The organism is Streptomyces luomodiensis (assembly GCF_031679605.1).
Taxonomy (GTDB): Bacteria; Actinomycetota; Actinomycetes; order Streptomycetales; family Streptomycetaceae; genus Streptomyces; species Streptomyces luomodiensis.
The window spans coordinates 3,655,558-3,681,024 of the sequence record NZ_CP117522.1 but is presented as its reverse complement, the minus strand read 5'-3'; the positions used below and the strand labels follow the sequence as shown (position 1 = coordinate 3,681,024).

Sequence of the window (25,467 nt, the reverse complement as noted above, 5' to 3'; positions counted from 1 at the left end):
GGAGTACACGATGACAACCCCCAACGACAAACTCGTTGATGCGCTGCGGGCCTCGCTGAAGGAAACCGAGCGGCTGCGTCGGCAGAACCAGCAGCTCACCGACGCGTCCCGGGAACCGATCGCCATCATCGGCATGAGCTGCCGGTTCCCCGGCGGCGTACGGTCGCCGGAGGAGCTGTGGCAGCTCGTCGCGGGCGGCCAGGACGCCATCTCGGGGTTCCCCGGCGACCGCGGCTGGGACCTCGACGCGCTGTACGACCCGGACCCGGAGCGGCAGGGCACGTTCTACGCCCGCGGGGGCGGCTTCCTGTACGACGCGGACCAGTTCGACCCGGGCTTCTTCGGCATCTCGCCGCGTGAGGCGCTCGCCATGGACCCGCAGCAGCGGCTGCTGCTGGAGACGTCCTGGGAGGCGTTCGAGCGGGCCGGGATCGACCCGGCGACCATGCGGGGCTCGCGCACCGGTGTGTTCGTCGGAGCCTCCACGCAGGCCTACGGGGCCGGTGGGTACGACCTGCCGGAGGGCGTCGAGGGCCATCTGCTGACCGGCACCGCCGCCAGCGTCGCGTCCGGGCGGCTCTCGTACACCTTCGGCCTGGAGGGCCCGGCGGCCACCATCGACACCGCCTGCTCGTCCTCCTCGGTCGCGCTGCATCTGGCGGTCCAGGCGCTGCGGCAGAGCGAATGCTCGCTCGCGCTGGCGGCGGGCGTGACCGTGCTGTCCTCCCCGGACGTGTTCGTGGAGTTCAGCCGTCAGCGTGGCCTCGCCCCCGACGGCCGGTGCAAATCCTTCGCGGCGTCGGCGGACGGCACCGGCTGGTCCGAGGGTGTCGGCGTGCTGCTGGTCGAGCGGCTGTCCGACGCGCGGCGCAACGGCCACCCGGTGCTGGCGGTGGTGCGCGGCTCGGCCGTCAACCAGGACGGTGCGAGCAACGGCCTGACCGCGCCGAACGGCCCCTCCCAGCGGCGCGTCATCCGCCAGGCCCTGGAGAACGCCCGCCTCACCCCCGCCGATGTGGACGCGGTGGAGGCGCACGGCACCGGGACGATGCTGGGCGACCCGATCGAGGCCCAGGCGCTCATCGCCACGTACGGCCAGGACCGGCCGGAGGGGCGGCCGCTGTGGCTCGGCTCACTGAAGTCGAACATCGGCCACACCCAGAACGTGGCCGGTATCGGCGGCGTCATCAAGATGGTCATGGCGATGCGGCACGGGGTGCTGCCGAAGACGCTGCATGTGGACGAGCCGACCCCGCATGTCGACTGGTCGGCGGGTGAGGTGTCGCTGCTGACCGAGGCCCGGCCGTGGCCGGAGACCGGTCAGCCGCGTCGTGCGGGCGTCTCGTCGTTCGGCGTGAGCGGGACCAATGTCCACACGATCATCGAGCAGGCGCCGGAGGCCGAACCGGTGGCGGAGCGGACCGCACCCGCCGCGGTGGCCCCCGTCCTGCCGTGGGTGCTGTCGGGACGCGGCGGCGAGGCGACACGCGCCCAGGCCGAACGGCTGCTCACCTTCCTGCGGAACCCCGAGGACGGGGCCACCGTGCCCGGCGTCCTCGACATCGCCTACTCGCTGGCCACGACCCGGGCGGCGTTCGACCACCGCACGGTGATCGTCGCGAGCGACCGGGACGGTTTCCTGGCCCGGCTGGAAGCCCTGGCCGCCGGACAGACGGTGCCGGGCCTGGTGGAGGGGTCGCCGGTGGCCGGGAAGCTGGCGTTCCTGTTCACGGGGCAGGGGAGCCAGCGGCTGGGGATGGGCCGTGAGCTGTATGACGCGTACCCGGTGTTCGCGGAGGCGCTGGACGCGGTGTGCGCGGAGCTGGACCCGCACCTCGAACGGCCGTTGAAGGGTGTGCTGTTCGGGGAGGACGCGGAGGCGCTGGACCGGACGGGGTTCACCCAGCCCGCGTTGTTCGCGGTGGAGGTGGCGCTGTTCCGGCTGGTGGAGGCGTGGGGTCTGCGGCCCGACTTCCTCTCGGGCCATTCGATCGGTGAGCTGGCGGCGGCGCATGTGGCGGGTGTGCTCTCGCTTGCCGACGCCGCCAAGCTGGTGGCCGCCCGTGGCCGGCTGATGCAGGAGCTTCCGGCCGGTGGTGCGATGGTCGCGGTGCAGGCGTCGGAGGACGAGGTGCTGCCGCTGCTGACCGAGCGGGTGAGCATCGCGGCCGTCAACGGGCCGACGTCGGTGGTTATCGCGGGGGATGAGGACGCGGCGCTGGAGATCGCGGCGGACTTCGAGGCGCGGGGCCGTAAGACCAAGCGGCTGACGGTGAGCCATGCGTTCCATTCGCCGCGGATGGACGGGATGCTGGAGGCGTTCCGTGAGGTGGCCGAGGGGCTGACGTACGAGGCCCCGCGTATCCCCATCGTGTCCAACCTGACCGGTGCCGTGGTGTCCGCCGAGGAGGTCACCAGCCCCGGTTTCTGGGTGCGGCATGTCCGTGAGGCCGTGCGGTTCTTCGATGGTGTGCGCACGCTCGAGGCTCAGAATGTGACGACGTTCCTGGAGCTGGGTCCGGATGGTGTGCTCGCGGCCATGGGGGAGGAGTGTGTCGCGGGGGCCGGGGTTTCTTTCGTGCCGGTGCTGCGTGGGGATCGTTCCGAGGCCGAGTCGTTGACGGTGGCGGTCGCGCGGGCGCATGTGCGTGGTGTGGCGGTGGACTGGAGCGCGTTCTACGCCGGTAGTGGCGCGACGCGGGTCGAGCTGCCGACTTACGCGTTCCAGCGCCGCCGGTACTGGCTTGAAGCCCCTCCGGAGGCAGCGGCGTCGGGAGCCCCGGCCGTCAACGTGGTCGAGGGGCGCTTCTGGGAGGCGGTGGAACGCGGGGACTGGGAGGCGCTCGCCGGCGAACTGCGGGTCGAGGGCGACCAGCCGCTGAGCGCGGTGCTGCCCGCCCTGTCGTCGTGGCGTCGTGAGCAGCAGGATGTGGCCACGGTCGGCGGTCGTCTCTACCACGTCGTCTGGCGGCCCCAGACCCGTTCGGGAGGCGGTCCGTCGGGGACGGCCGCTCTGACGGGTACCTGGTTGCTGGCGGTTCCGGCCGGTCGTGCGGACGATCCCTGGGTTGCCGCGGTGGCGGACGACCTGGTGCGGCGCGGGGTGCGGGTGGTGCGGGCCGAGCTGGACGCGGCCGACGCCGATCCGGAACCGCTCGCCGGACGGCTCGCGTCGGCGGCGGCCGATGGTCCGGTGGCCGGGGTCCTGTCGTTCCTGGGGCTGGATGAGCGGCCGCATCCGGAGCATCCGGCGGTGCCGGTCGGCCTGGCGCTGACCGGTGCGCTGGCCGAAGCGCTGGAACAGCGGGACGGCTATGCCTCGGCGCGGATGTGGTGTGTGACCCGGGGTGCGGTCTCGATCGGTGGTGCGGACCGGCTCGACAGCGTGACGCAGGCGCAGCTCTGGGGCTTCGGCCGGGCCGCGGGGCTGGGGTGGCCGGAGCGGTGGGGCGGTCTGGTCGATCTGCCGGAGTCGCTGGACGGACGTGCGCTGGACCGGCTCGCGGGTGTGCTGACCGGAGTGAGCGGCGAGGACCAGGTGGCGATCCGCGCCGCCGGGGTTTTCGTACGGCGTGTGGTGCGGGCTCCGCGGGACGCGGCCCCCGTCGAGCCGTGGACGCCGCGTGGCACGGTGCTGGTGACCGGCGGTACGGGCGCGTTGGGGCAGCATGTGGCCCGCTGGCTGGCACGGAACGGCGCGGAGCGGCTGGTGTTGCTCAGCCGCCGTGGCCCCGAGGCCCCGGGGGCGGCCGAGATCGTGGCCGAGCTGTCCGGGTCCGGTACCGCCGTGGACGTCGAGGCGTGCGATGTGGCCGACCGTGAGGCGCTTGAGGCGCTGGTGGAGAGGCTTGCGGCGAGCGGTGCGCCGGTGCGGGCCGTGGTGCACGCGGCCGGTGTCTCCCAGGAGCCCGGCACCGACGGGGACCTGTCGGAATTCGCCCGCATCGTGCGGGCGAAGACGGCCGGGGCGATCCACCTCGACAGCATCTTCGACGAGTCGTCCGACCCCCTGGACGCCTTCATCCTCTTCTCCTCCATCGCCGGTATCTGGGGCAGCGGCTTCCAGGGCGCGTACTCCGCGGGTAACGCGTTCCTGGACGCGCTGGCCGAGCGGCGCCGGGCGCGCGGCCTGCCCGCGACCGCCGTGGCCTGGGGCCCGTGGGCGGACGGTGGTATGGCCGCCGAGGGCGACGCCGAGGAGCAGCTGCGCCGCCGTGGCCTGCGGGCGATGGCGCCGGATCTGAACCTGGTCGCTCTCCAGCGGGCGCTGTCCGGCCCGGAGTCCGTCGTGACGGTGGCGGATGTCGACTGGGACCTCTTCCTGTCGACGTTCACCGCTGTCCGGCCGAGTCCGTTGCTGGCCGAACTGGCGCCCGTGCGGGACGCCGGCGGACGGGATTCCGGCGGGCGTGGTGAGGGCGGTGCCGAGTCGGCTTCCGCGCTGACCGAGCGGCTGCTCGGACTGCCCGAAGCGGAGCGGAAGCGTGCGCTGCTGGATCTGGTGCGTACGCATGTCGCGGGTGTGCTGGGCCATGCCGATGTGGCGGAGGTCAGCGCCGAGCGGGCGTTTCGGGAGATCGGTTTTGATTCGCTGACCGCGGTGGAGCTGCGGAACGGTCTGAACGCGGTCACTGATCTGCGGCTTCCTGCCACGCTCATCTACGACTACCCGACGCCGATCGCCCTTGCCGATCACCTGTTCACCGAGCTGCTCGGCGGACAGGTGGCCGGCGCCGACGGCCCCGCCGCGGCCGGGACCGTGGTGGCCGATGACGAGCCGATCGCGATCGTGGCGATGAGCTGCCGGTTCCCGGGGGGCGTGCAGACTCCCGAGGAGCTGTGGCAGCTGCTCATGGCCGGTACGGACGCGGTCTCGGGTATGCCCACGGACCGGGGCTGGGACCTGGAGGCGCTGTACGACCCGGACCCCGACCAGCCGGGCACCTCCTACGCCCGTGACGGCGGATTCCTCGACGACGCGGCGGAGTTCGACGCGGCGTTCTTCGGGATCTCGCCGCGTGAGGCGCTCGCCATGGACCCGCAGCAGCGGCTGCTGCTGGAGACGTCCTGGGAGGCGTTCGAGCGGGCCGGGATCGACCCGGCGACGCTGCGCGGTGCGACGGCCGGTGTCTTCGTCGGCACCAATGGACAGGACTATCTGTCGGTGCTGTTGAGCGGTGAGCAGGACGGCATCGACGGCCATGTGGGTACGGGCAACGCGGCCAGTGTGATCTCGGGCCGGCTGGCGTACACCTTCGGTCTGGAGGGCCCGGCCCTCACCATCGACACCGCCTGCTCCTCCTCGTTGGTCGCCCTGCACACGGCGGTCCAGGCGCTGCGGGCCGGTGAGTGCTCCATGGCGCTGGCCGGCGGTGTGACCGTGATGTCCACCCCTGGTGCGTTCGTCGAGTTCAGCCGTCAGCGGGGGCTCGCGCGGGACGGCCGGGTCAAGGCGTTCGCGGCGGGCGCGGACGGCACGGGCTGGAGCGAGGGCGTGGGCATGCTGCTGGTGGAGCGGCTGTCGGACGCCCAGCGCAACGGCCACCCGGTACTGGCGGTGGTGCGCGGTACGGCGGTGAACCAGGACGGCGCGTCGAACGGTCTGACGGCGCCGAACGGCCCGTCGCAGCAGCGGGTGATCCGGCAGGCGCTGACGAACGCGGGTCTGTCGGCCGCCGACGTGGACGTGGTGGAGGCCCACGGCACGGGTACGGCGCTGGGTGACCCGATCGAGGCCCAGGCGCTGCTGGCCACCTACGGCCAGGGCCGTCCCGAGGACCGGCCGTTGTGGCTGGGGTCGGTGAAGTCGAACCTCGGCCATACACAGGCGGCCGCGGGTGTTGCCGGTGTGATGAAGATCGTGCTGGCGATGCGGCACGGTGTGCTGCCGCGGACGTTGCACGTGGACGAGCCGACCCCGCACGTGGACTGGTCGGCGGGCGACATCGAGTTGCTGACCGAGGCCCGGCCGTGGCCGGAGACCGGTCAGCCGCGTCGTGCGGGCGTCTCCTCGTTCGGCTTCAGCGGTACCAACGCCCATGCGGTGCTGGAGCAGGCGCCGGTGGTCGAGGTGGAGTCGGCCGGGCCAGCGACCGGGGAGGAGGGTGGTCCGGCGGGCGGTGTGCTGCCGATGGTCCTCTCGGGCAAGACGGTGGAGGGGCTGCGGGCGCAGGCCGGGCGGCTGCGCGACCACCTCGTGCGGGAGAACGACGTCCGGTTGGTGGACCTCGGCTTCTCCCTGGCTGTCGGCCGGTCGGCGCTCGAGGAGCGGGCGGCGGTGGTCGCGGAGGACCGGGACGCATTGCTGGCCGGATTGGAGGCGCTCGCGGAGGGGCGTGCCGCCGCCGGGATGGTTCAGGGGTCGGTGACCGGTGGCCGGGTGGCGTTCCTGTTCACGGGGCAGGGGAGCCAGCGGCTGGGGATGGGCCGTGAGCTGTATGAGGCGTATCCGGTGTTCGCGGACGCGCTGGACGAGGTGTGTGCGCATCTGGACGCGCATCTGGAGCGTCCGTTGCGGGATGTGCTGTTCGGTGATGACGCCGAGGCGCTGGACCGGACGGGGTTCACCCAGCCCGCGTTGTTCGCGGTGGAGGTGGCGCTGTTCCGGCTGGTGGAGGCGTGGGGTCTGCGGCCCGATTTCCTGTCGGGCCATTCCATCGGTGAGCTGGCCGCCGCGCATGTGGCGGGTGTGCTCTCGCTGGCCGATGCGGCGACGTTGGTGGCGGCGCGTGGGCGGTTGATGCAGGAGCTTCCGGCGGGTGGTGCGATGGTCGCGGTGCAGGCGTCGGAGGACGAGGTGGTGCCGCTGCTGACCGAGCGGGTGAGCATCGCGGCCGTCAACGGGCCGACGTCGGTGGTCATCGCGGGGGATGAGGACGCGGCTCTGGAGATCGCCGCGTCGTTCGAGGCGCAGGGGCGTAAGACCAAGCGGCTGACGGTGAGCCATGCGTTCCATTCGCCGCGTATGGACGGGATGCTGGAGGCGTTCCGTGAGGTGGCCGAGGGGCTGTCGTACGAGGCCCCGCGTATCCCCATCGTGTCCAACCTGACGGGCGAGCTGGTCTCCGCCGAGGAGGTCACCAGCCCCGGTTTCTGGGTGCGGCATGTCCGTGAGGCCGTGCGGTTCTTCGATGGCGTGCGCACGCTCGAGGCTCAGAATGTGACGACGTTCCTGGAGCTGGGTCCGGATGGCGTGCTCGCGGCCATGGGGGAGGAGTGTGTCGCGGGGTCCGGGGTTTCTTTCGTGCCGGTGCTGCGTGGGGATCGTTCCGAGGCCGAGTCGTTGACGGTGGCGGTCGCGCGGGCGCATGTGCGTGGTGTGACGGTGGACTGGAGCGCGTTCTACGCCGGTAGTGGCGCGACGCGGGTCGAGCTGCCGACCTACGCGTTCCAGCGCCGCCGGTACTGGCCGCGGGTGTCGTCGCTGTTCTTGGGTGACGTGGCCGCCGTGGGCCTGGGCGAGGCGGGGCACCCGCTGCTGGGGGCGACGGCTGAGCTGCCGGACGTGGACGGGATGCTGTTCACCGGCCGGCTGGCGCTGTCCACCCATCCGTGGCTGGCGGAGCACACCATCTTGGACACGGTTCTGCTGCCGGGCACGGCTCTTGTGGAGTTGGCGGTCCGGGCCGGTGACCAGGTGGGGTGTGACCATCTGGAAGAGTTGACGCTGGAAGTGCCCTTGGCCCTGCCCGAGCAGGGCGGTGTGCAGGTGCGGCTCGTCGTCGGCGCCGCCGACGACGCGGGCCGGCGGTCGTTGTCGTTGCACTCCCGTCCGGAGGGTCTGCCGGCCGAGGAGCCGTGGACTCGGCATGCCAGTGGTGTGCTGTCGTCCGGTGGCCGGCCGGAGGCGTCCTTCGAGTGGAGCGCGTGGCCTCCGGCGGACGCGGTCGAGGTGGATCTCGACGGCCGCTATGAGGGCTTGTGGGATATCGGTTTCGCGTATGGGCCGGTGTTCCAGGGGTTGCGCAGGGCGTGGCGGCGCGGTGGTGAGATCTTCGCCGAGGTGACGCTGCCCGAGGACGCGGTGGAGGAGGCGGGCCGGTACGGTCTGCATCCGGCGTTGCTGGATTCCGCTCTGCATGCCGTGGGGCTCGAGGGGCTGGGCAATACCGGTGGGGAAGGGCGGCTGCCGTTCGCGTGGCGCGGGGTGTCGCTGTACGCGAGTGGTGCTTCGGCGCTGCGGGTGCGCCTGGCCCCCGCGGGCACCGAAGGTGTCCGGCTGGAGATCGCGGATACGGCTGGGGTGCCGGTCGCCCTGGTGGAGGCGTTGAGGCTGCGTCCGGTCTCCGCCGAGCAGGTGCGGAGTGCGCGTACGGAGTACCACGAGTCGCTGTTCCGCCTGGAGTGGACCGAACTCGCGGGTGTGGCCGGTACCGATGACCGCGGTCGGTGGGCGGTGCTGGGCTCCGGCGACCTCACCCGTGGCGCGGCAGGCGTGGGCACCGATGTCGCGGCGTACGCGGATCTCGCCGAGTTGACCGCGGCGATCGAGTCCGGTGCGGCCGTACCGGGGGTCGTGCTGGCGGCACCGTCCGCACGGGGCGGCGAGGACGTGGCCGGCGCCGCGCACCAGGCCGCCGCCGAGGCGCTGGCGCTGGTGCAGGCATGGCTGGACGACGCGCGGCTCGCGGACGCGCGGCTGGCGGTGCTGACCTCGGGGGCGCTGGCCGCCGGGGCCGGTGAGCCGGTGGCGGACCTGGCGGGCGCTGCGGTGCGGGGCCTGCTGCGTACCGCGCAGTCCGAGAACCCGGACCGCTTCGTCCTGATCGACGTCGATGGCCGCCAGGAATCGCTCGCCGCGCTGCCCGCGGCGCTGGAGAGCGGCGAGCCCGACGTCGCGATACGGCAGGGTGTCCTTAAGACTCCGCGGCTCGCCCGCGCCACGTCCGTGGCCGACAGCCGCGCCCCGCGATGGAATCCGGACGGCACGGTGCTGGTCACCGGTGCCGGCGGCTCGCTGGGCGGCCTGTTCGCCCGGCGTCTGGTGGCCGAGCACGGTGTACGGCGTCTGCTGCTGGTGAGCCGCCGTGGCGAGGCAGCGCCCGGCGCCGCCGAGCTGACCGCTGAGCTGGCCGGTTCGGGCGCGGAGGTGGCCTGGGCGGCGTGTGATGTGGCGGACCGGGACGCCCTGGCCGCGACCCTCGCCGCCGTTCCCGCCGAGCATCCGCTGACGGCCGTCGTGCACACCGCCGGTGTGCTGGACGACGGGGTGATAGGTTCGCTGACACCGGAGCGGCTGGCGGGAGTGCTGCGCCCAAAGGTGGACGCGGCCTGGAATCTGCATGAGCTGACCCAGGACCTGGACCTGACGGCGTTCGTGCTGTTCTCGTCGGTGGCCGGGGTGTTCGGCAGCCCGGGGCAGGCCAACTACGCCGCCGCCAACGCCTTCCTGGACGCGCTGGCGCGGCACCGTGCGGCACATGGCCTGCCCGCCACCTCCCTGGCGTGGGGCCTGTGGGCCGGTGGCGGTATGGGTGACACGCTCGACGAGGCCGATATCGCCCGTATGCGGCGGGCCGGACTTCCCCCGCTGCCCGTGGCGGAGGGCCTGGCGCTGTTCGACACCGCGCTGTCCATGGGCGAGGCGTCCCTGGTGCCGATGCGCGTGGACCTCGCGGGCTTGCGCACGCAGGCCGCGGCGGGTGCCATCTCGCCGCTGCTGCGCGGTCTGGTGCGGGTACCGGGGCGGCGTGCGGTGGATGCCGCCGCCGGGGCGGGCGAGCCGGATCTGACGCGGCGGCTCTCGGGGCTGTCGGGGCCGGAACAGGAGCGGCTGCTGCTGGATCTGGTCCGCGGGCAGGTGGCGACGGTGCTCGGGTACGCGGGCCCGGAGGCCATCGGATCAGGGCGGGCGTTCAAGGAGCTGGGCTTCGATTCGCTGACAGCGGTCGAGCTGCGTAATCAGCTCAACACGGTGACCGGTCTGCGGTTGCCCGCCACCCTGGTCTTCGACTACCCGGACCCGGCGGTCCTCGCCCGCCATCTGCGGACCGAGCTGGTGGGCGATCAGGCGGACGAGGGCGCGGCGGCCCCCGCGCCGACCGTGGCCGTCGCCGACGACGACGCGATCGCCATCGTCGGGATGAGCTGCCGCTACCCGGGCGGGGTCACCACCCCCGAGGAGCTGTGGCAACTCGTCATGGACTCCGTGGACGCCGTCTCCGACTTCCCGGCCGACCGTGGCTGGGACCTGGACGGGCTGCGGAGCGACGATCCCGGCAAGGCGGGCACCAGCTCCACCAGCCAGGGCGGTTTTCTCCACGACGCGGCGGAGTTCGACGCGGCGTTCTTCGGGATCTCACCGCGTGAGGCGCTCGCCATGGACCCGCAGCAGCGGCTGCTGCTGGAGACCTCCTGGGAGGCGCTCGAGCGGGCCGGGATCGACCCGGCGGCGGTGCGCGGCAGCAAGACCGGTGTCTTCGCCGGCGTCATGTACCACGACTATCTGTCGCGCCTGAACGCCGTCCCCGAGGGGCTCGAAGGCTATCTGGGCACCGGCTCCGCGGGCAGTGTCGTCTCCGGCCGGATCGCCTACACCTTCGGGTTCGAAGGTCCGGCGGTCACCATCGACACCGCCTGCTCCTCGTCGCTGGTGGCGCTGCACCTGGCCGCGCAGGCGCTGCGCAACGGCGAGTGCTCGCTCGCCCTGGCCGGTGGCGTCACCGTCATGGCCACCCCGGACACCTTCATCGACTTCAGCCGCCAGGGGGGTCTGTCGACCAGCGGCCGCTGCAAGTCCTTCGCGGCCTCGGCGGACGGTACGGGCTGGGCCGAGGGCGCGGGCATGCTGCTCGTGGAGCGGCTGTCGGACGCACGGAAGAACGGGCACCGGGTGCTGGCGGTCGTCCGGGGCACCGCCATCAACCAGGACGGCGCCAGCAACGGCCTGACCGCCCCGAACGGCCCGTCCCAGCAGCGCGTCATCCGGCAGGCGCTGGCCAACGCCCGGTTGACCACCGCGGACGTCGACGTGGTGGAGGCGCACGGTACGGGGACGAAGCTGGGTGACCCGATCGAGGCGCAGGCGCTGCTGGCCACCTACGGCCAGAACCGTCCCGAGGACCGGCCGCTGTGGCTGGGCTCCATCAAGTCCAACATCGGCCACACCCAGGCCGCCGCCGGTGTCGCGGCCGTCATCAAGATGATCATGGCGATGCGCCACGGTGTGCTGCCGCGGACGCTGCACATCGACGAGCCCACCCCGCACGTCGACTGGTCGGCGGGCGACATCGAGCTGCTGACCGAGGCCCGGCCGTGGCCGGAGCTCGGCCGGCCGCGCCGGGCGGGCGTCTCGTCCTTCGGCGTGAGCGGTACGAACGCGCACATCGTCCTGGAGCAGCCCCCGGCCCCCGAGGAGACCGCCGTCGCCGGCCCGGCGACGGAGCTGCCGGCGGTGCCGTGGGTGCTCTCGGGCACGTCCGAGGCCGCCCTGCGCGGCCAGGCCGAGCGGCTCCTGGCCCATCTCGGCACCCATCCCGAGCTGGACACCACGGACGTCGGCTACACGCTGGCGACGGGCCGGGCGGCGCTGGAGCGGCGCGCGGTGGCCGTCGGCGAGGACCGCGCCGGGCTGCTGTCCGCTCTGGAAGCGCTGGTGCGTGGCGAGTCGGCGGCCGGGCTCGTTCAGGGCTCGGTGGCCGAGGGCAAGGTGGCGTTCCTGTTCACGGGGCAGGGGAGTCAGCGGCTGGGCATGGGCCGTGAGCTGTATGAGGCGTATCCGGTGTTCGCGGAGGCGTTGGACGCGGTGTGCGATGCGCTGGACCCGCATCTGGAGCGTCCGTTGAAGACGGTGCTGTTCGGGGACGACGCCGAGGCGCTGGACCGGACCGGGTTCACTCAGCCCGCGCTGTTCGCGGTCGAGGTGGCGCTGTTCCGGCTGGTGGAGGCGTGGGGGCTGCGGCCCGATTTCCTGTCCGGGCATTCGATCGGTGAGCTGGCGGCCGCGCATGTGGCGGGTGTGCTGTCCCTCGCCGACGCGGCGACACTGGTGGCGGCGCGTGGCCGTCTGATGCAGGAGCTTCCGGCCGGTGGCGCGATGGTCGCGGTGCAGGCGTCGGAGGACGAGGTGGCGCCGCTGCTGACCGAGCGGGTGAGCATCGCGGCCGTCAACGGTCCGGCCTCCGTGGTCATCGCCGGGGACGAGGACGCGGCTCTGGAGATCGCGGCGGGCTTCGAGGCGCAGGGCCGTAAGACCAAGCGGCTCACGGTCAGCCACGCGTTCCACTCGCCCCGTATGGACGGGATGCTGGAGGCATTCCGTGAGGTGGCCGAGGGGCTGACGTACGAGGCCCCGCGTATCCCGATCGTCTCCAACCTCACCGGGACGGTCGTCTCCGCCGAGGAGATCACCAGCCCCGGCTTCTGGGTGCGCCACGTCCGGGAAGCGGTCCGCTTCCTCGACGGCGTCCGCGCTCTCGAAGCCCAAGGGGTCACCACCTACGTGGAGTTGGGCCCCGACGGTGTGCTCACCGCGATGGCCCAGGAGTGCGTGTCCGGCGACGCCGCCGCCTTCGTCCCGGCGCTCCGCAAGGGACGCACCGAGCCGGACTCGCTGACGGCCGCCCTCGCCGCGCTGCACACCCGGGGGCTCGCCCTGGACTGGCGGTCGTTCTTCGCCGGGACGGGGGCCCGTGGGGTCGAGCTGCCGACCTACGCCTTCCAGCGGCAGCGCTTCTGGGTGGAGGACCCGGAAGAGGTCCGCGCGGCCGTCGCGGCGAGGGATTCCGTGGACGCCCGGTTCTGGGAGGCCGTGGAGCGTGAGGACCTGGAGGCCCTCGCCGGGACGCTGCAGTCCGAGGACGACGGCGCGCTCTCCTCGCTGGGCGCCGTCCTGCCGATGCTGTCCTCGTGGCGCCGCCGCCAGGGCGAGCGCTCCACCGTGGACGCCTGGCGTTACCAGGTGGCCTGGAAGCCGGTGGCCGTCCGCGCCGAGGCGACGCCGACCGGCCGCTGGCTGGTCGTCGCCCCGGCCGACGCGGCGGACGGCGGGGTGGACGGCCCGCTGGCCGAGGGGGTCGTACGGACGCTGTCCGCGCGCGGCGCCGAGGTCCAGCGGGTCGAGCTGACCGCCGATGACCGTACGGGCATGGCCGAGCGGCTGGGCGAGGCCGTCGCCGACGCGCCGGTGGCCGGTGTGTTCGCGCTGCCGTCCCTCGCCGGAGGCGCCGGGGGCGTCGAGGGCGCCGACGGGCTGGTCCGTACGGCCGCCCTGGCGCAGGCGCTGGGCGACCTGGGCGTGGCCGGGCCGCTGTGGGTGGCCACGCGTGGCGCGGTCTCCACCGGACGGTCCGACGGCCCGGTGGACCCGTGGCAGGCACGGGTCTGGGGCCTGGGCCGGGTCGCCGCCTTGGAGCTGGCCGAGCGGTGGGGCGGTCTGGTCGACCTGCCGGAGACGGTGGACGACCGGGCGCTGTCGCGGCTGGTGGGTGTGCTGGCCGGGGGCGGCGGCGAGGACCAGGTGGCGGTACGCGCCACCGGTGTCTTCGGGCGCCGGCTGACCCGGGCCGCCGGGTCCTCGCACGGCCGCGACTGGCGGCCGGGTGCCGGTTCGGTGCTGGTGACCGGCGGGACGGGCGCGCTGGGTGCGCATGTGGCGCGCTGGCTGATCGACAAGGGCGCCGAGCATGTGGTGCTCACCAGCCGCCGGGGCCTCGACGCCCCCGGTGCGGCAGGGCTGCGGGACGAACTCGCCGCCTCAGGCGCCCGGGTCACCGTCGCGGCCTGCGACGTCGCCGACCGCGAGGCGCTGGCCGCGCTGCTGGCCGGGCTGCCGGCCGAACTGCCGCTGACGGCGGTCGTCCACGCGGCCGGGGTGCTGGACGACGGTGTCCTGGAGTCGCTGACCCCTGAGCGTTTCGCCTCCGTGCTGCGCGCCAAGGCCGACGCCGCGGCCAATCTGCACGAGCTGACCCGGGACCTGGACCTGACGGCCTTCGTCCTGTTCTCCTCGTTCGCGGGCTCGGTCGGCGCCGCGGGCCAGGCCAACTACGCCGCCGCCAACGCCTTCCTGGACGCGCTCGCCGAGCGGCGCCGGGCCGAGGGCCTGCCCGCCACCTCGGTGGCCTGGGGCCCGTGGGCCGAGGGCGGGATGGCCGCGGACGACGCGCTGGAGCAGCGCATGCGCCGCTCCGGTGTGCCGCCGATGGCGGCGGACCTGGCCATCGCCGCGCTCCAGCGCGCCCTGGACCTGGACGAGACCGCGGTGACGGTCGCGGACATCGACTGGGAGCGGCTGGCCCCCGGCTTCACCGCCGCCCGGCCGAGCCCGCTGCTGCTGGAGCTGCCCGAGGTGCGTACGGCGCTGGAGGCCGAGGGCCGTCGGACGGCCACGACCGGTGGCGGCGCCGACGAGTCGGCGCTGGCCCGGCGGCTCGGGGAGGCCCCGGCGGCGGAGCGCGAGCGGATACTGCTGGACCTGGTGCGCTCCGCCGTGGCCGCTGTGCTCGGCCACTCCGACGCGGAGGCGGTGGAGGCCGACCGGGCGTTCCGGGAGCTGGGCTTCGATTCGCTGACCGCCGTGGAGCTGCGCAACCGGCTGAACACCGTGACCGGGCTGCGGCTGCCGCCGACCCTGGTGTACGACTACCCCTCGTCCTCGGCGCTCGCCGCCCATCTCCGTACCGAGATCCTGGGCGAGGAGAGCGCGGCCGAGGCGATGGGCGGTGCCTCGTCCATGGGCGTGGCCGTGGCCGACGATCCGATCGCGATCGTGGGCATGAGCTGCCGGTTCCCGGGTGGTGTGCGGTCGCCCGAGGAGTTGTGGCGGCTGCTGGTGTCCGGCCAGGACGCGGTGACGGGCTTCCCGGCCGACCGCGGCTGGGACCTGGAGTCGCTCTACGACCCGGACTCCGCCTCCGCGCACACCAGCTATGTGAGCGAGGGCGCATTCCTCTCCGACGCCGGGGACTTCGACGCGGCGTTCTTCGGGATCTCGCCGCGTGAGGCGGTGGCGATGGACCCGCAGCAGCGGCTGCTGCTGGAGACGTCGTGGGAGGCGTTCGAGCGGGCCGGGATCGACCCGACCACGCTGCGCGGCCAGCAGGTCGGCGTGTTCGCGGGCACCAACGGCCAGGACTACATGTCGCTCGTCCTCAACACGCCGGACGGCGGCGACGGGTTCCTGGGGACGGGTAACGCGGCCAGTGTGATGTCGGGCCGGGTGGCGTACGCGCTGGGTCTTGAGGGTCCGGCGGTGACGGTGGACACGGCGTGTTCGTCGTCGCTGGTGGCGTTGCACTGGGCGATGCAGGCGTTGCGGGCGGGTGAGTGCTCGTTGGCGCTGGCCGGTGGTGTGACGGTGATGTCGACGCCGGGTGCGTTCGTGGACTTCAGCCGGCAGCGCGGTCTTGCGGCGGACGGGCGGATCAAGGCGTTCGCGGCGGGTGCGGATGGCACGGGCTGGGGCGAGGGTGTGGGCATGCTGCTGGTGGAGCGGCTGTCGGACGCCCGGCGCAACGGCCATGAGGTGCTGGCGGTGGTGCGCGGGTCCGCGATCAACCAGGACGGTGCGTCCAATGGTCTGACCGCGCCGAACGGTCCGTCGCAGCAGCGGGTGATCCGTCAGGCGCTTGCGGGTGCGGGTCTGTCCCCGTCCGAGGTGGACGCGGTCGAGGCGCATGGTACGGGAACGACGCTGGGCGACCCCATCGAGGCGCAGGCGCTGCTGGCCACCTACGGTCAGGAGCGCGAGGCGGACCGGCCGTTGTGGCTCGGCTCCATCAAGTCCAATATCGGGCACACGCAGGCCGCGGCGGGTGTCGCGGGTGTGATGAAGATGGTGCTGGCGCTGCGTCACGGTGTGCTGCCGCGGACGCTCAACGTCGATGAGCCTACCCCGCACGTGGACTGGTCGTCGGGCGCGGTCGCGCTGTTGACCGAGGCGCGGGAGTGGCCGGAGACCGGCCGTCCGCGCCGGGCGGCGGTGTCCTCGTTCGGCATCAGCGGCACCAACGCCCACACCATCATCGAGCAGGCCCCGGCCCACGAGGAGCCGGAGCCGCGCCCTGCCGGCGCCGGTCCGGTGGTGCAGCTGCCGACGGTGCCCTGGGTACTGTCCGGCAAGTCCGAGGCGGCTGTGCGCGCTCAGGCCGGGCGGCTTCTGGCCCATCTCGGCGACAACACCGAGCCGGCCGCCACCGATGTGGCGTACTCGCTGGCCACGACCCGCGCCGCCCTGGACCACCGGGCCGTGCTCATCGCGGACGGCGGCGAAGCGCCGCTGGCCGGCCTCGCGGCGCTGGCCCGCGGTGAGTCCGAGGTGCCGGGCCTGGTCCAGGGCTCGGTGACGACCGGTGGCAAGGTGGCGTTCCTGTTCACGGGGCAGGGGAGCCAGCGGCTGGGGATGGGCCGTGAGCTGTACGACGCCTTCCCGGTGTTCGCGGACGCGCTGGACGAGGTGTGTGCCCATCTGGACGCGCATCTGGAGCGGCCGCTGCGGGATGTGTTGTTCGGGGACGATGCGGCGGTACTGGACCGGACCGAGTTCACTCAGCCCGCGCTGTTCGCGGTCGAGGTGGCGCTGTTCCGGCTGGTGGAGGCGTGGGGTCTGCGGCCCGACTTCCTCTCGGGCCACTCCATCGGTGAGCTGGCGGCGGCCCATGTGGCGGGTGTGCTGTCCCTCGCCGACGCGTGCACGTTGGTGGCGGCGCGTGGCCGGCTGATGCAGGAGCTTCCGGCCGGTGGCGCGATGGTCGCGGTGCAGGCGTCGGAGGACGAGGTGGCGCCGCTGCTGACCGAGCGGGTCAGCATCGCTGCGCTCAACGGCCCGATCTCCGTGGTCATCGCGGGTGATGAGGACGCGGCGCTGGAGATCGCGGCGGGCTTCGAGGCCCAGGGTCGTAAGACCAAGCGGCTCACGGTCAGCCACGCGTTCCACTCGCCCCGTATGGACGGGATGCTGGACGCCTTCCGTGAGGTGGCCGAGGGGCTGACGTACGAGGCTCCGAGCATCCCGATCGTCTCCAACCTCACCGGAGACGTCGTCTCCGCCGAGGAGATCACCAGCCCCGGCTTCTGGGTGCGCCACGTCCGCGAGGCGGTCCGGTTCCTCGACGGTGTCCGCACCCTCGAAGCCCGAGGTGTCACCACCTTTGTCGAGCTGGGCCCCGACGGCGTCCTCACCGCCATGGCGCAGGACTGCCTCGCCGAGCCCGACGCGGCAGAGCTGCTGCCCGCGCTGCGCCAGGGCAGGCCGGAGGCCGAGGCGGTGACCGGCGCCCTCGCCCGGCTGTACGTCCGCGGCCCGGTCCCGGACTGGGAGGCGTTCTTCGCCGGTACGGGGGCGCGGAAGACCGCGCTGCCGACGTACGCCTTCCAGCGCAGCCGCTACTGGGCCGATGCCCTGCTCAACCTGGACGAGGTCGCTTCGGCGGGGCTCGGCTCGGCGGATCATCCGCTGCTGGGCGCGGCGGTGGAACTGCCCGACGCGGACGCGTACGTCTTCTCCGGGCGGCTGTCGCTCGCCTCGCACGCGTGGCTGGCGGACCGCACGGTCGCGGACACGGCCGTGCTGCCCGATTCCGCGTTCGTGGAGCTGGCGGTGCGCGCCGGGGACCATGTGGGCTGTGCGGTACTGGCGGAGCTGACCCTGGACGAGCCGCTGATCCTGCCGGAGCGCGGCGGGGTGCGGCTGCGGGTGTCGGTCGGTGAGCCGGACCACGACGGACGTCGTCCGCTCGCCGTGTACTCGCGTCCGGAGCGTTCGGAGGCGGACCGGCCGTGGACGCGGCACGCGGCCGGTGTGCTCGCCTCGGGCGAGGTCCCGGCGGGTGCCGGCGCCGAGCCGCTGTCCGTCTGGCCGCCCGCCGACGCGGAAGCCGTGGAGACCGACGTGCTGTACGCGGAGATGGCGCGCGCCGGGCTGCTGCACGGCCCGGCGTTCCAGAGCCTGCGCCGCGTCTGGCGGCGTGGCGAGGAGCTGTTCGCGGAGGTCCGCCTGGCGGAGGAACGGCGGCCCGACGCCGCCCGCTTCGCCCTGCACCCGGCCCTGCTGGACGGTGCGCTCCAGCCGCTCGCGCTGGGCGCGGAGGGTGCCACGACGGCGAGGTCCTGGCGCGGGGTGAGCCTGTACGCGGTCGGCGCCGAGGCGCTGCGCGTACGGCTGGCACCGGCCGGGGACGGCGCGGTGTCGATGGTGGCGGCCGACGAGGCGGGTGCGCTTGTCGCCTCGGTGGACGCGCTGGTCACCGAGGCGCTGGAGGTGGACCGGATCGCCGGTGCGGCCACGTCCGACCGGCACGGTTCGCTGTTCCGGATCGACTGGACGCCGGTGGTGGCGCCCGCGGAGGCCGGGCCGGCCGGATTCGCCGTCGTCGGCGGCGATGAACTCAAGCTGAGTGTGGCCCTGGAGACGACCGGGTTCGGCGTCACGGTCCACGACGACCTCCGCTCGCTGAACGCGGCGGTCGAGGCGGGCGGGCCCGCGCCGGACACCGTGCTGGTGCCGTTCCCGCCCGAGCCGGGCGCCGCGGAAGGCGGCCTTGTCGCCGGTGCGCACACGGCCACCCACCGCGCCCTGGGCCTGGTCCAGGAGTGGCTGAACGGCGGGCGGCCCGGCTCCGCCCGGCTGGTGGTGGTCACCCGCGGCGCGGTCGCCGCGGCCGGTGACCCGGCGGTGGCGGACCTGGTGAACGCCCCGGTGTGGGGTCTGCTGCGGTCCGCGCAGCGGGAGAACCCCGGCCAGTTCGTCCTGCTCGACGTGGACGGCGAGGTGTCCTACCCGGCGATCGCGGCGGCCCTGGAGACGGACGAGCCCGAGCTGGCGCTGCGTGCCGGGGTGGTGTACGCGCCACGTCTGGCCAGGACCGAGGCGGGCGAGCCGGTGCGGAAGGCCGTCGACCCGGACGGAACCGTGCTGATCACCGGCGCCACCGGTGGTCTGGGCAGGCTGTTCGCCCGCCATCTGGTCACCGCGCACGGCGCCCGCCACCTGCTGCTGACCAGCCGCAGCGGCCCCGCCGCCGACGGCATGGCCGAACTGGTCGCGGACCTCGCCGAGCTGGGCGCCGAGGCCACCGTCGCCGCCTGCGACGCGGCCGACCGGGAGGCGCTGGCCAGGCTGCTGGCCGCGATTCCCGCCGACCGTCCGCTGACGGCCGTGGTACACACCGCGGGCGTCCTCGACGACGGCGTCATCGACATGCAGACGCCGGAGCGCGTGGACACCGTGCTGCGGCCCAAGGTCGACGCGGCGGTCCATCTGCATGAGCTGACCCGGGATCTGGACCTCTCCGCCTTCGTGCTCTTCTCGGCCGCGGCCGGCACGCTGGGCGGAGCGGGCCAGGGCGGTTACGCCGCGGCGAACGTCTTCCTGGACGCCCTCGCCGGACACCGCCGCGCCACCGGCCGTACCGCGCTGTCCCTGGTGTGGGGCATGTGGGCCGAGGAGCGCGGCATGGGCGGGCGGCTCGGTGAGGCCGACCACAAGCGAGTGGCGCGCGGTGGGGTGCTGCCGCTGTCCGCCGAGGAGGGGCTCGCCCTGTTCGACGCGGCGCACGCCGTGCCGGACGAGGCGGTGCTGGTCCCCGTACGGCTGGAGATGGCGACGCTGCGCGGCGCCGCCGCCACGGGGCAGTTGCTGCCGCTCTACCGCGGACTGGTGCGCACTCCCGTGCGCCGCGCCGCGACCAGCGGCCCCGCCGCCCCCGAGGCCGTGCCGGAGACCGGGGAGGGCACCCTGGCCCAGCAGCTGGCGCGGCAGTCGGAGGCCCAGCGGCAGCGGACCGTGCTGGACCTGGTCCGGCGTCAGGTGGCCGCCGTACTCGGCTACGCGTCGAAGGAGCAGGTGGGCGCCGAGCAGGCGTTCAAGGAGTTGGGCTTCGACTCGCTGACCGCCGTGGAACTGCGGAATCGCCTGAACGCGGCCACCGGGCTGCGGCTGGCGGCGACGCTGGTCTACGACTACCCGACACCGGTGGCGCTCGCCCGCCATCTGCGCCAGGAAGTGGCGCCGGAGGCCGACGGCACCGGGGCGCCCGTACTGGAGGAGCTGGAGCGGCTGGAGAACAGCCTGTCCTCGCTGACGCCGGACGATCTGGCGTCGATGGCGGAGGACGAGGCCGCGCATGCGAACATCGCGGTGCGCCTGCAGACGCTGCTGGCGAAGTGGAACGATGTGCGTCGCACCGCGGACGACGCCGGGGCGGATGCCGGGGCGGACACGTTCGAAGAGGTCAGTGACGACGAACTCTTCGACTTCATCGACAAGAGGTTCGGCAACGGCTGAAGCGCGGCAGCACCCCCACCCGAACCTCCCGACGATCCAGAGCATTGCGAATAGGTGAACGTCCATGGCGACTGCGAACGAAGCCAAGCTCCGCGAATATCTGAAGAAGGTCACCACCGATCTCACCGCCGCCCACCGGCGGCTGAAGGAAGTCGACGACCAGGCCCATGAGCCGATCGCGATCGTGGGCATGAGCTGCCGCTTCCCCGGCGGTGTCCGCGGCCCCGAGGAGCTGTGGCAGCTCATGGCCTCCGGTGGCGAGGCGCAGACGGAGTTCCCGGCCGACCGCGGCTGGGACCTCCAGAACCTGTTCGACCCGGACCCGGACACCCCGGACACCACCTACACCCGCGAGGGCGGATTCCTCGACGACGCCACCCGCTTCGACGCGGCGTTCTTCGGGATCTCGCCGCGTGAGGCGGTGGCGATGGACCCGCAGCAGCGGCTGCTGCTGGAGACGTCCTGGGAGGCGTTCGAGCGGGCCGGGATCGACCCGGCCACCCTGCGCGGCAGCCGGACCGGTGTCTTCGCGGGCATGAACGCGTCCGACTATCTGACGGTGGCGCTCGACGCCGAGGACGACTTCGGCGGACACCTCGGCACCGGCAACGCCGGCAGCGTCGTCTCCGGCCGGCTCTCCTACACCTTCGGCCTGGAGGGCCCGGCCGTCACCGTGGACACGGCCTGCTCCGCGTCCCTGGTGGCGCTGCACCTGGCCGTCCAGTCGCTGCGGCTGGGCGAATGCTCGCTCGCGCTGGCGGGCGGCGTCCATGTGATGTCCACCCCCGGTCTGTTCATCGAGTTCAGCCGTCAGCGCGGACTGTCCAAGGACGGCCGCTGCAAGGCGTTCTCGGCGGACGCGGACGGCTTCGGACCGGCCGAGGGCGTGGGCGTCCTGCTGCTGGAGCGGCTCTCGGACGCCCGCCGCAACGGCCACAAGGTGCTGGCGGTGGTGCGCGGCTCGGCCGTCAACCAGGACGGTGCGAGCAATGGTCTGACCGCGCCGAACGGGCCGTCCCAGCAGCGCGTGATCCAGCAGGCGCTGGCCAACGCCCGGCTGTCCGCGAGCGATGTGGATGTCGTCGAGGCGCATGGCACGGGGACGTCGCTGGGCGACCCGATCGAGGCGCAGGCGCTGCTCGCCACCTACGGCCAGGACCGGCCCGAGGAACTGCCCCTGCTGCTGGGGTCGGTGAAGTCCAACATCGGCCACACCCAGGGCGCCGCGGGCATCGCCGGGGTGATGAAGATGGTGCTGGCGATGGAGCACGGGGTGGTGCCCGAGTCGCTGCACATCGCCGAGCCGTCCCCGCACATCGACTGGTCGGCCGGGAAGGTGGCACTGGTGAGGTCGGCCACGCCGTGGCCGGAGACCGGCCGTCCGCGCCGGGCGGCGGTGTCCTCGTTCGGTTTCAGCGGCACCAACGCGCACACCATCATCGAGCAGGCCCCCGCCGAGGAGCCGGAGCCCGTGGAACTGGTGTCCAAGCAGCCGGGTGTGCTGCCGTGGATGCTCTCCGGCAAGAGCGAGGTGGCGCTGCGCGCCCAGGCCCGCAGGCTGCTGGACCGGCTCCACGACGAACCCGCGCTGCGCCCGGTGGACATCGGCTTCTCGCTGGCCACCACCCGCTCCGCGCTGGACCACCGCGGCGTGGTCCAGGGCCGGGACCGCGAGGAACTGATGGCCGGGCTGACCGCCCTCGCGGACGGCGGCATGGCCGCCGGTGTGGAGCGGGGCGCCGTGGTGGCCGGTCAGACGGCGTTCGTGTTCCCGGGACAGGGGTCGCAGTGGGTGCGGATGGGCGTGGGGCTGATGGATGCCTCGCCCGTTTTCGCGGCGCGGATCGAGGAGTGTGCGGCCGCGTTGGCGGAGTTCACCGACTGGTCGTTGGTGGATGTGCTGCGGGGTGCGGAGGGTGCGCCGTCGCTGGAGCGGGTGGATGTGGTCCAGCCGGTGTTGTTCGCGGTGATGGTGTCGCTGGCCGAGCTGTGGCGTTCGCTGGGGGTGGTCCCGGCGGCGGTGATCGGTCATTCGCAGGGTGAGATCGCGGCGGCGTGTGTGGCGGGGATTCTGTCGTTGAAGGACGCGGCTCGTGTGGTGGCGTTGCGCAGTCAGGCGATTGGGCGGGTGCTGGCGGGTAAGGGCGGCATGGTGTCGGTGGCGCTTCCGGTGGCCCAGGTGCGGGAGCGGATCGCGCCGTGGGGTGAGGAGCGTGTCTCGGTCGCCGCGGTCAACGGTCCTTCGTCGGTGGTGGTGTCGGGTGAGCCCGAGGCCCTGGACGAGCTGGTCGCCGCGTGCGAGGCGGATGAGGTGCGGGCGCGTCGGGTGCCGGTGGACTACGCCTCGCACTCGGCCCAGGTGGAGTTGCTCCGGGAGGAGTTGCTGGAGCTGCTGGCGCCGGTGCAGCCCAGGGCCGCCGAGGTGCCGTTCTTGTCGACGGTGACGGGGGAGTGGGTCGAGGGTCCGGAGCTGGGCGCCGAGTACTGGTTCACCAATCTGCGGCGCACGGTGGAGCTGGAGGGCGCGGTCCGGCGGCTGCTGGACGAGGGCTTCGGTGTGTTCATCGAGTCCAGTGCGCATCCGGTGTTGACGATGGGTGTGCAGGAGACCGCCGAGGACGCCGGTGTGGAGGCGGCCGCGATCGGTTCGCTGCGGCGTGACGAGGGGGGCCTGGACCGGTTCTGGGCCTCCGTCGGCGAGGCGTGGACGCGCGGTGTGGCGGTGGACTGGGAGGCGGTGTTCGAGGGCACCGGCGCGCGCCGTATCGGCCTGCCCACGTACGCCTTCCAGCAGCAGCGCTACTGGCCCGAGGCCGCGCCCGCGCGGGCGGCGGGGGAGACCCGGCACGACGCCGTGGAGGCGAAGTTCTGGGCCGCGGTGGAGGCCGAGGACTGGCAGACGCTGGCCGCCGAGCTGACCGTCGCCGGCGATCAGCCGATGAGCGCCGTCCTGCCCGCCCTGGCGTCCTGGCGCAAGCAGACCCGTGAGCAGTCCGTCGTGGACGGCTGGCGCTACCGCGTCACCTGGAAGCCGCTCGCCGAGGAGCGGTCCGCGCGGCTGTCCGGCGGCTGGCTCGTCGTCGCGCCGGGCACCGGGGAAGAGCCGGGCACCGAGGACACCTGGACGGACGCCGTGGCCGGGGTGCTCGCCGAACGCGGCGCCGACGTGCGGCGGATCGCCGTCGACACCGCGACGTACGGCCGCGAGGAGCTGGCCGAGCGGCTGCGCACCGCGCTCGCCGAGACCGGCGGCGCCTCGTTCGCCGGGGTGGTGTCGCTGCTGGCCCCGGCCGAGGGCGCACACCCCGGGCACGCCTCCCTGCCCGCCGGAACGGCCGCCCAGCTCGCGCTGATCCAGGCCCTCGGCGACGCCGGGATCGACGCGCCGCTGTGGTGCCTGACGCGCGGCGCGGTCTCCGTCGGCGGCTCGGACCGGCCGGCCTCCCCCGAGCAGGCGCTCGTCTGGGGTCTGGGCCGGGTGGCCGCGCTGGAGCACCTGGAGCGCTGGGGCGGTCTGATCGACCTGCCCGAGGCGCCCGATGAGCGCTCCCTGGCCCGGCTGGTGGGCCTGCTCGCGTCCGACGGCGACGACGACCAGGCGGCGATCCGCGCCGCGGGCGTCTACGGGCCCCGCCTGGTGCGCGCCCCGCTGGCCGCCACGCCCGCCGTACGGGCCTGGCAGCCCACCGGCACCACGCTGGTCACCGGCGGTACGGGACGGCTCGGCGGGCAGATCGCCCGGTGGCTGGCCCGCAACGGCGCCGACCACCTGGTGCTGGCGAGCCGCCGGGGCGCGGACGCCCCCGGGGCGGTCGAGCTGGCGGCCGAGCTGACCGGGCTGGGCGCCAAGGTCACCCTCGCCGCATGCGATGTGACCGACCGCGCGGCGCTCGCCGGGACCCTCGCGGCCATCCCGGCCGACCAGCCGCTGACGGCCGTCGTGCACTCCGCCGCGGTCATCGAGGACGGGGTGATCGAGGGCCTGACCCCGGATCAGGTCGAGCGGGTGCTGCGGCTGAAGGTGGACGCCACGCGCCACCTCCACGAGCTCACCCGGGACCTGGACCTGACCGCGTTCGTGCTGTGCTCGCACTTCTCCGCCACCTTCGGCGCCCCCGGGCAGGGCAACCAGGCGCCCGGCAACGCCTTCCTGCACGCCTTCGCCGAGCAGCGCCGCGCCGACGGGCTGCCCGCCACCACGCTGACCTTCGGCCCGTGGGGCGACGGCACCACGGTGGACGGCGCCGTTGGCGACCGGATGCGCCGCCACGGCATCAACGAGATGGCGCCCGAACCGGCCACCGCCACGCTCCGGCACGCACTGGACCGCGACGAGACCGCGCTGACCGTCATCGACATGGACTGGCGGCGCTTCACCCTCGCGTTCACCGCCGACCGGCCGCGTCCGCTCCTGCACGACCTGCCCGAGGCCCGCGAGGTCATCGAGGAGATGCGGGCCGACGCGGCCGAGGACGCCGCCGCCGGGGCGGCACTGGCGGGACAGCTCGCGGGGCTGCCCGAGACCGAGCGGGAGCGGGTGCTGCTCGATCTGGTGCGCAGTGCGGTGGCCGCCGTCCTGGGTCACTCCGGCGCCGAGGCGATCGAGGCGGGCCGGGCCTTCAAGGATCTGGGATTCGACTCACTGACCGCGGTCGAACTCCGCAACCGGCTGGGCGCCGCGAGCGGGCTGAAGCTGCCCCCGTCCCTGGTCTTCGACCACCCGACGCCGGCCGCGGTGGCCGCCTATCTGCGGGCCGAGATCGCGCCCGACGAGGCGGCCGGCGGCGCCGCGCTGCTGGAGGAGCTGGACAAGCTGGAGACCACGCTCACCGGCAGCGCGCCCGACAACATCACCCGGGCCCGGATCACCATGCGGCTGCGGTCGTTGCTGGCCAAGTGGGACGAGTCGGACGGTACGGCGGTCACCGCCGAGCCCGCGGCGGCGCCGTCGGAGGGACCGGCGAAGGAGACGGTCGGCGCCGATGAGCTCCAGTCGGCCAGTGACGAGGAGCTCTTCGCATTCATCAACAAGGGTCTCGGAAGGGCGTGACGGGAATTCCGCTATTGACGTCGTTCTCGATATCGGACAGGATTTTCCCTACCCTTCAATAGAGTTGTGAAATACCGGCTGCCCCCTATACCTCCTTGGATCCCCAGGGGGTCATAGGGGGCAGTTAGGGGTTGGCGTGAGGATTAGTTTGCGCATAGCCTCTGAGCGAGAAGTCGACTCATTGTTTGTTGGTTAC

Annotated in this window: 1 protein-coding gene and 1 pseudogene; both read left to right on the top strand. The window is 73.4% G+C overall.

Annotated features, from left to right (window positions below; genetic code table 11):
* Positions 1–10 precede the first annotated feature (10 nt).
* Positions 11–20,221: a type I polyketide synthase gene (locus tag PS467_RS15490; protein WP_311035770.1), complete on the top strand. Its 20,211-nt coding sequence runs from the start codon at positions 11–13 to the stop codon at positions 20,219–20,221.
* Positions 20,222–20,330: 109 nt separating this feature from the next.
* Positions 20,331–25,271, top strand: a pseudogene (locus tag PS467_RS15485) (type I polyketide synthase); the annotation flags it as partial.
* Between the last annotated feature and the right edge of the window lie 196 nt (positions 25,272–25,467).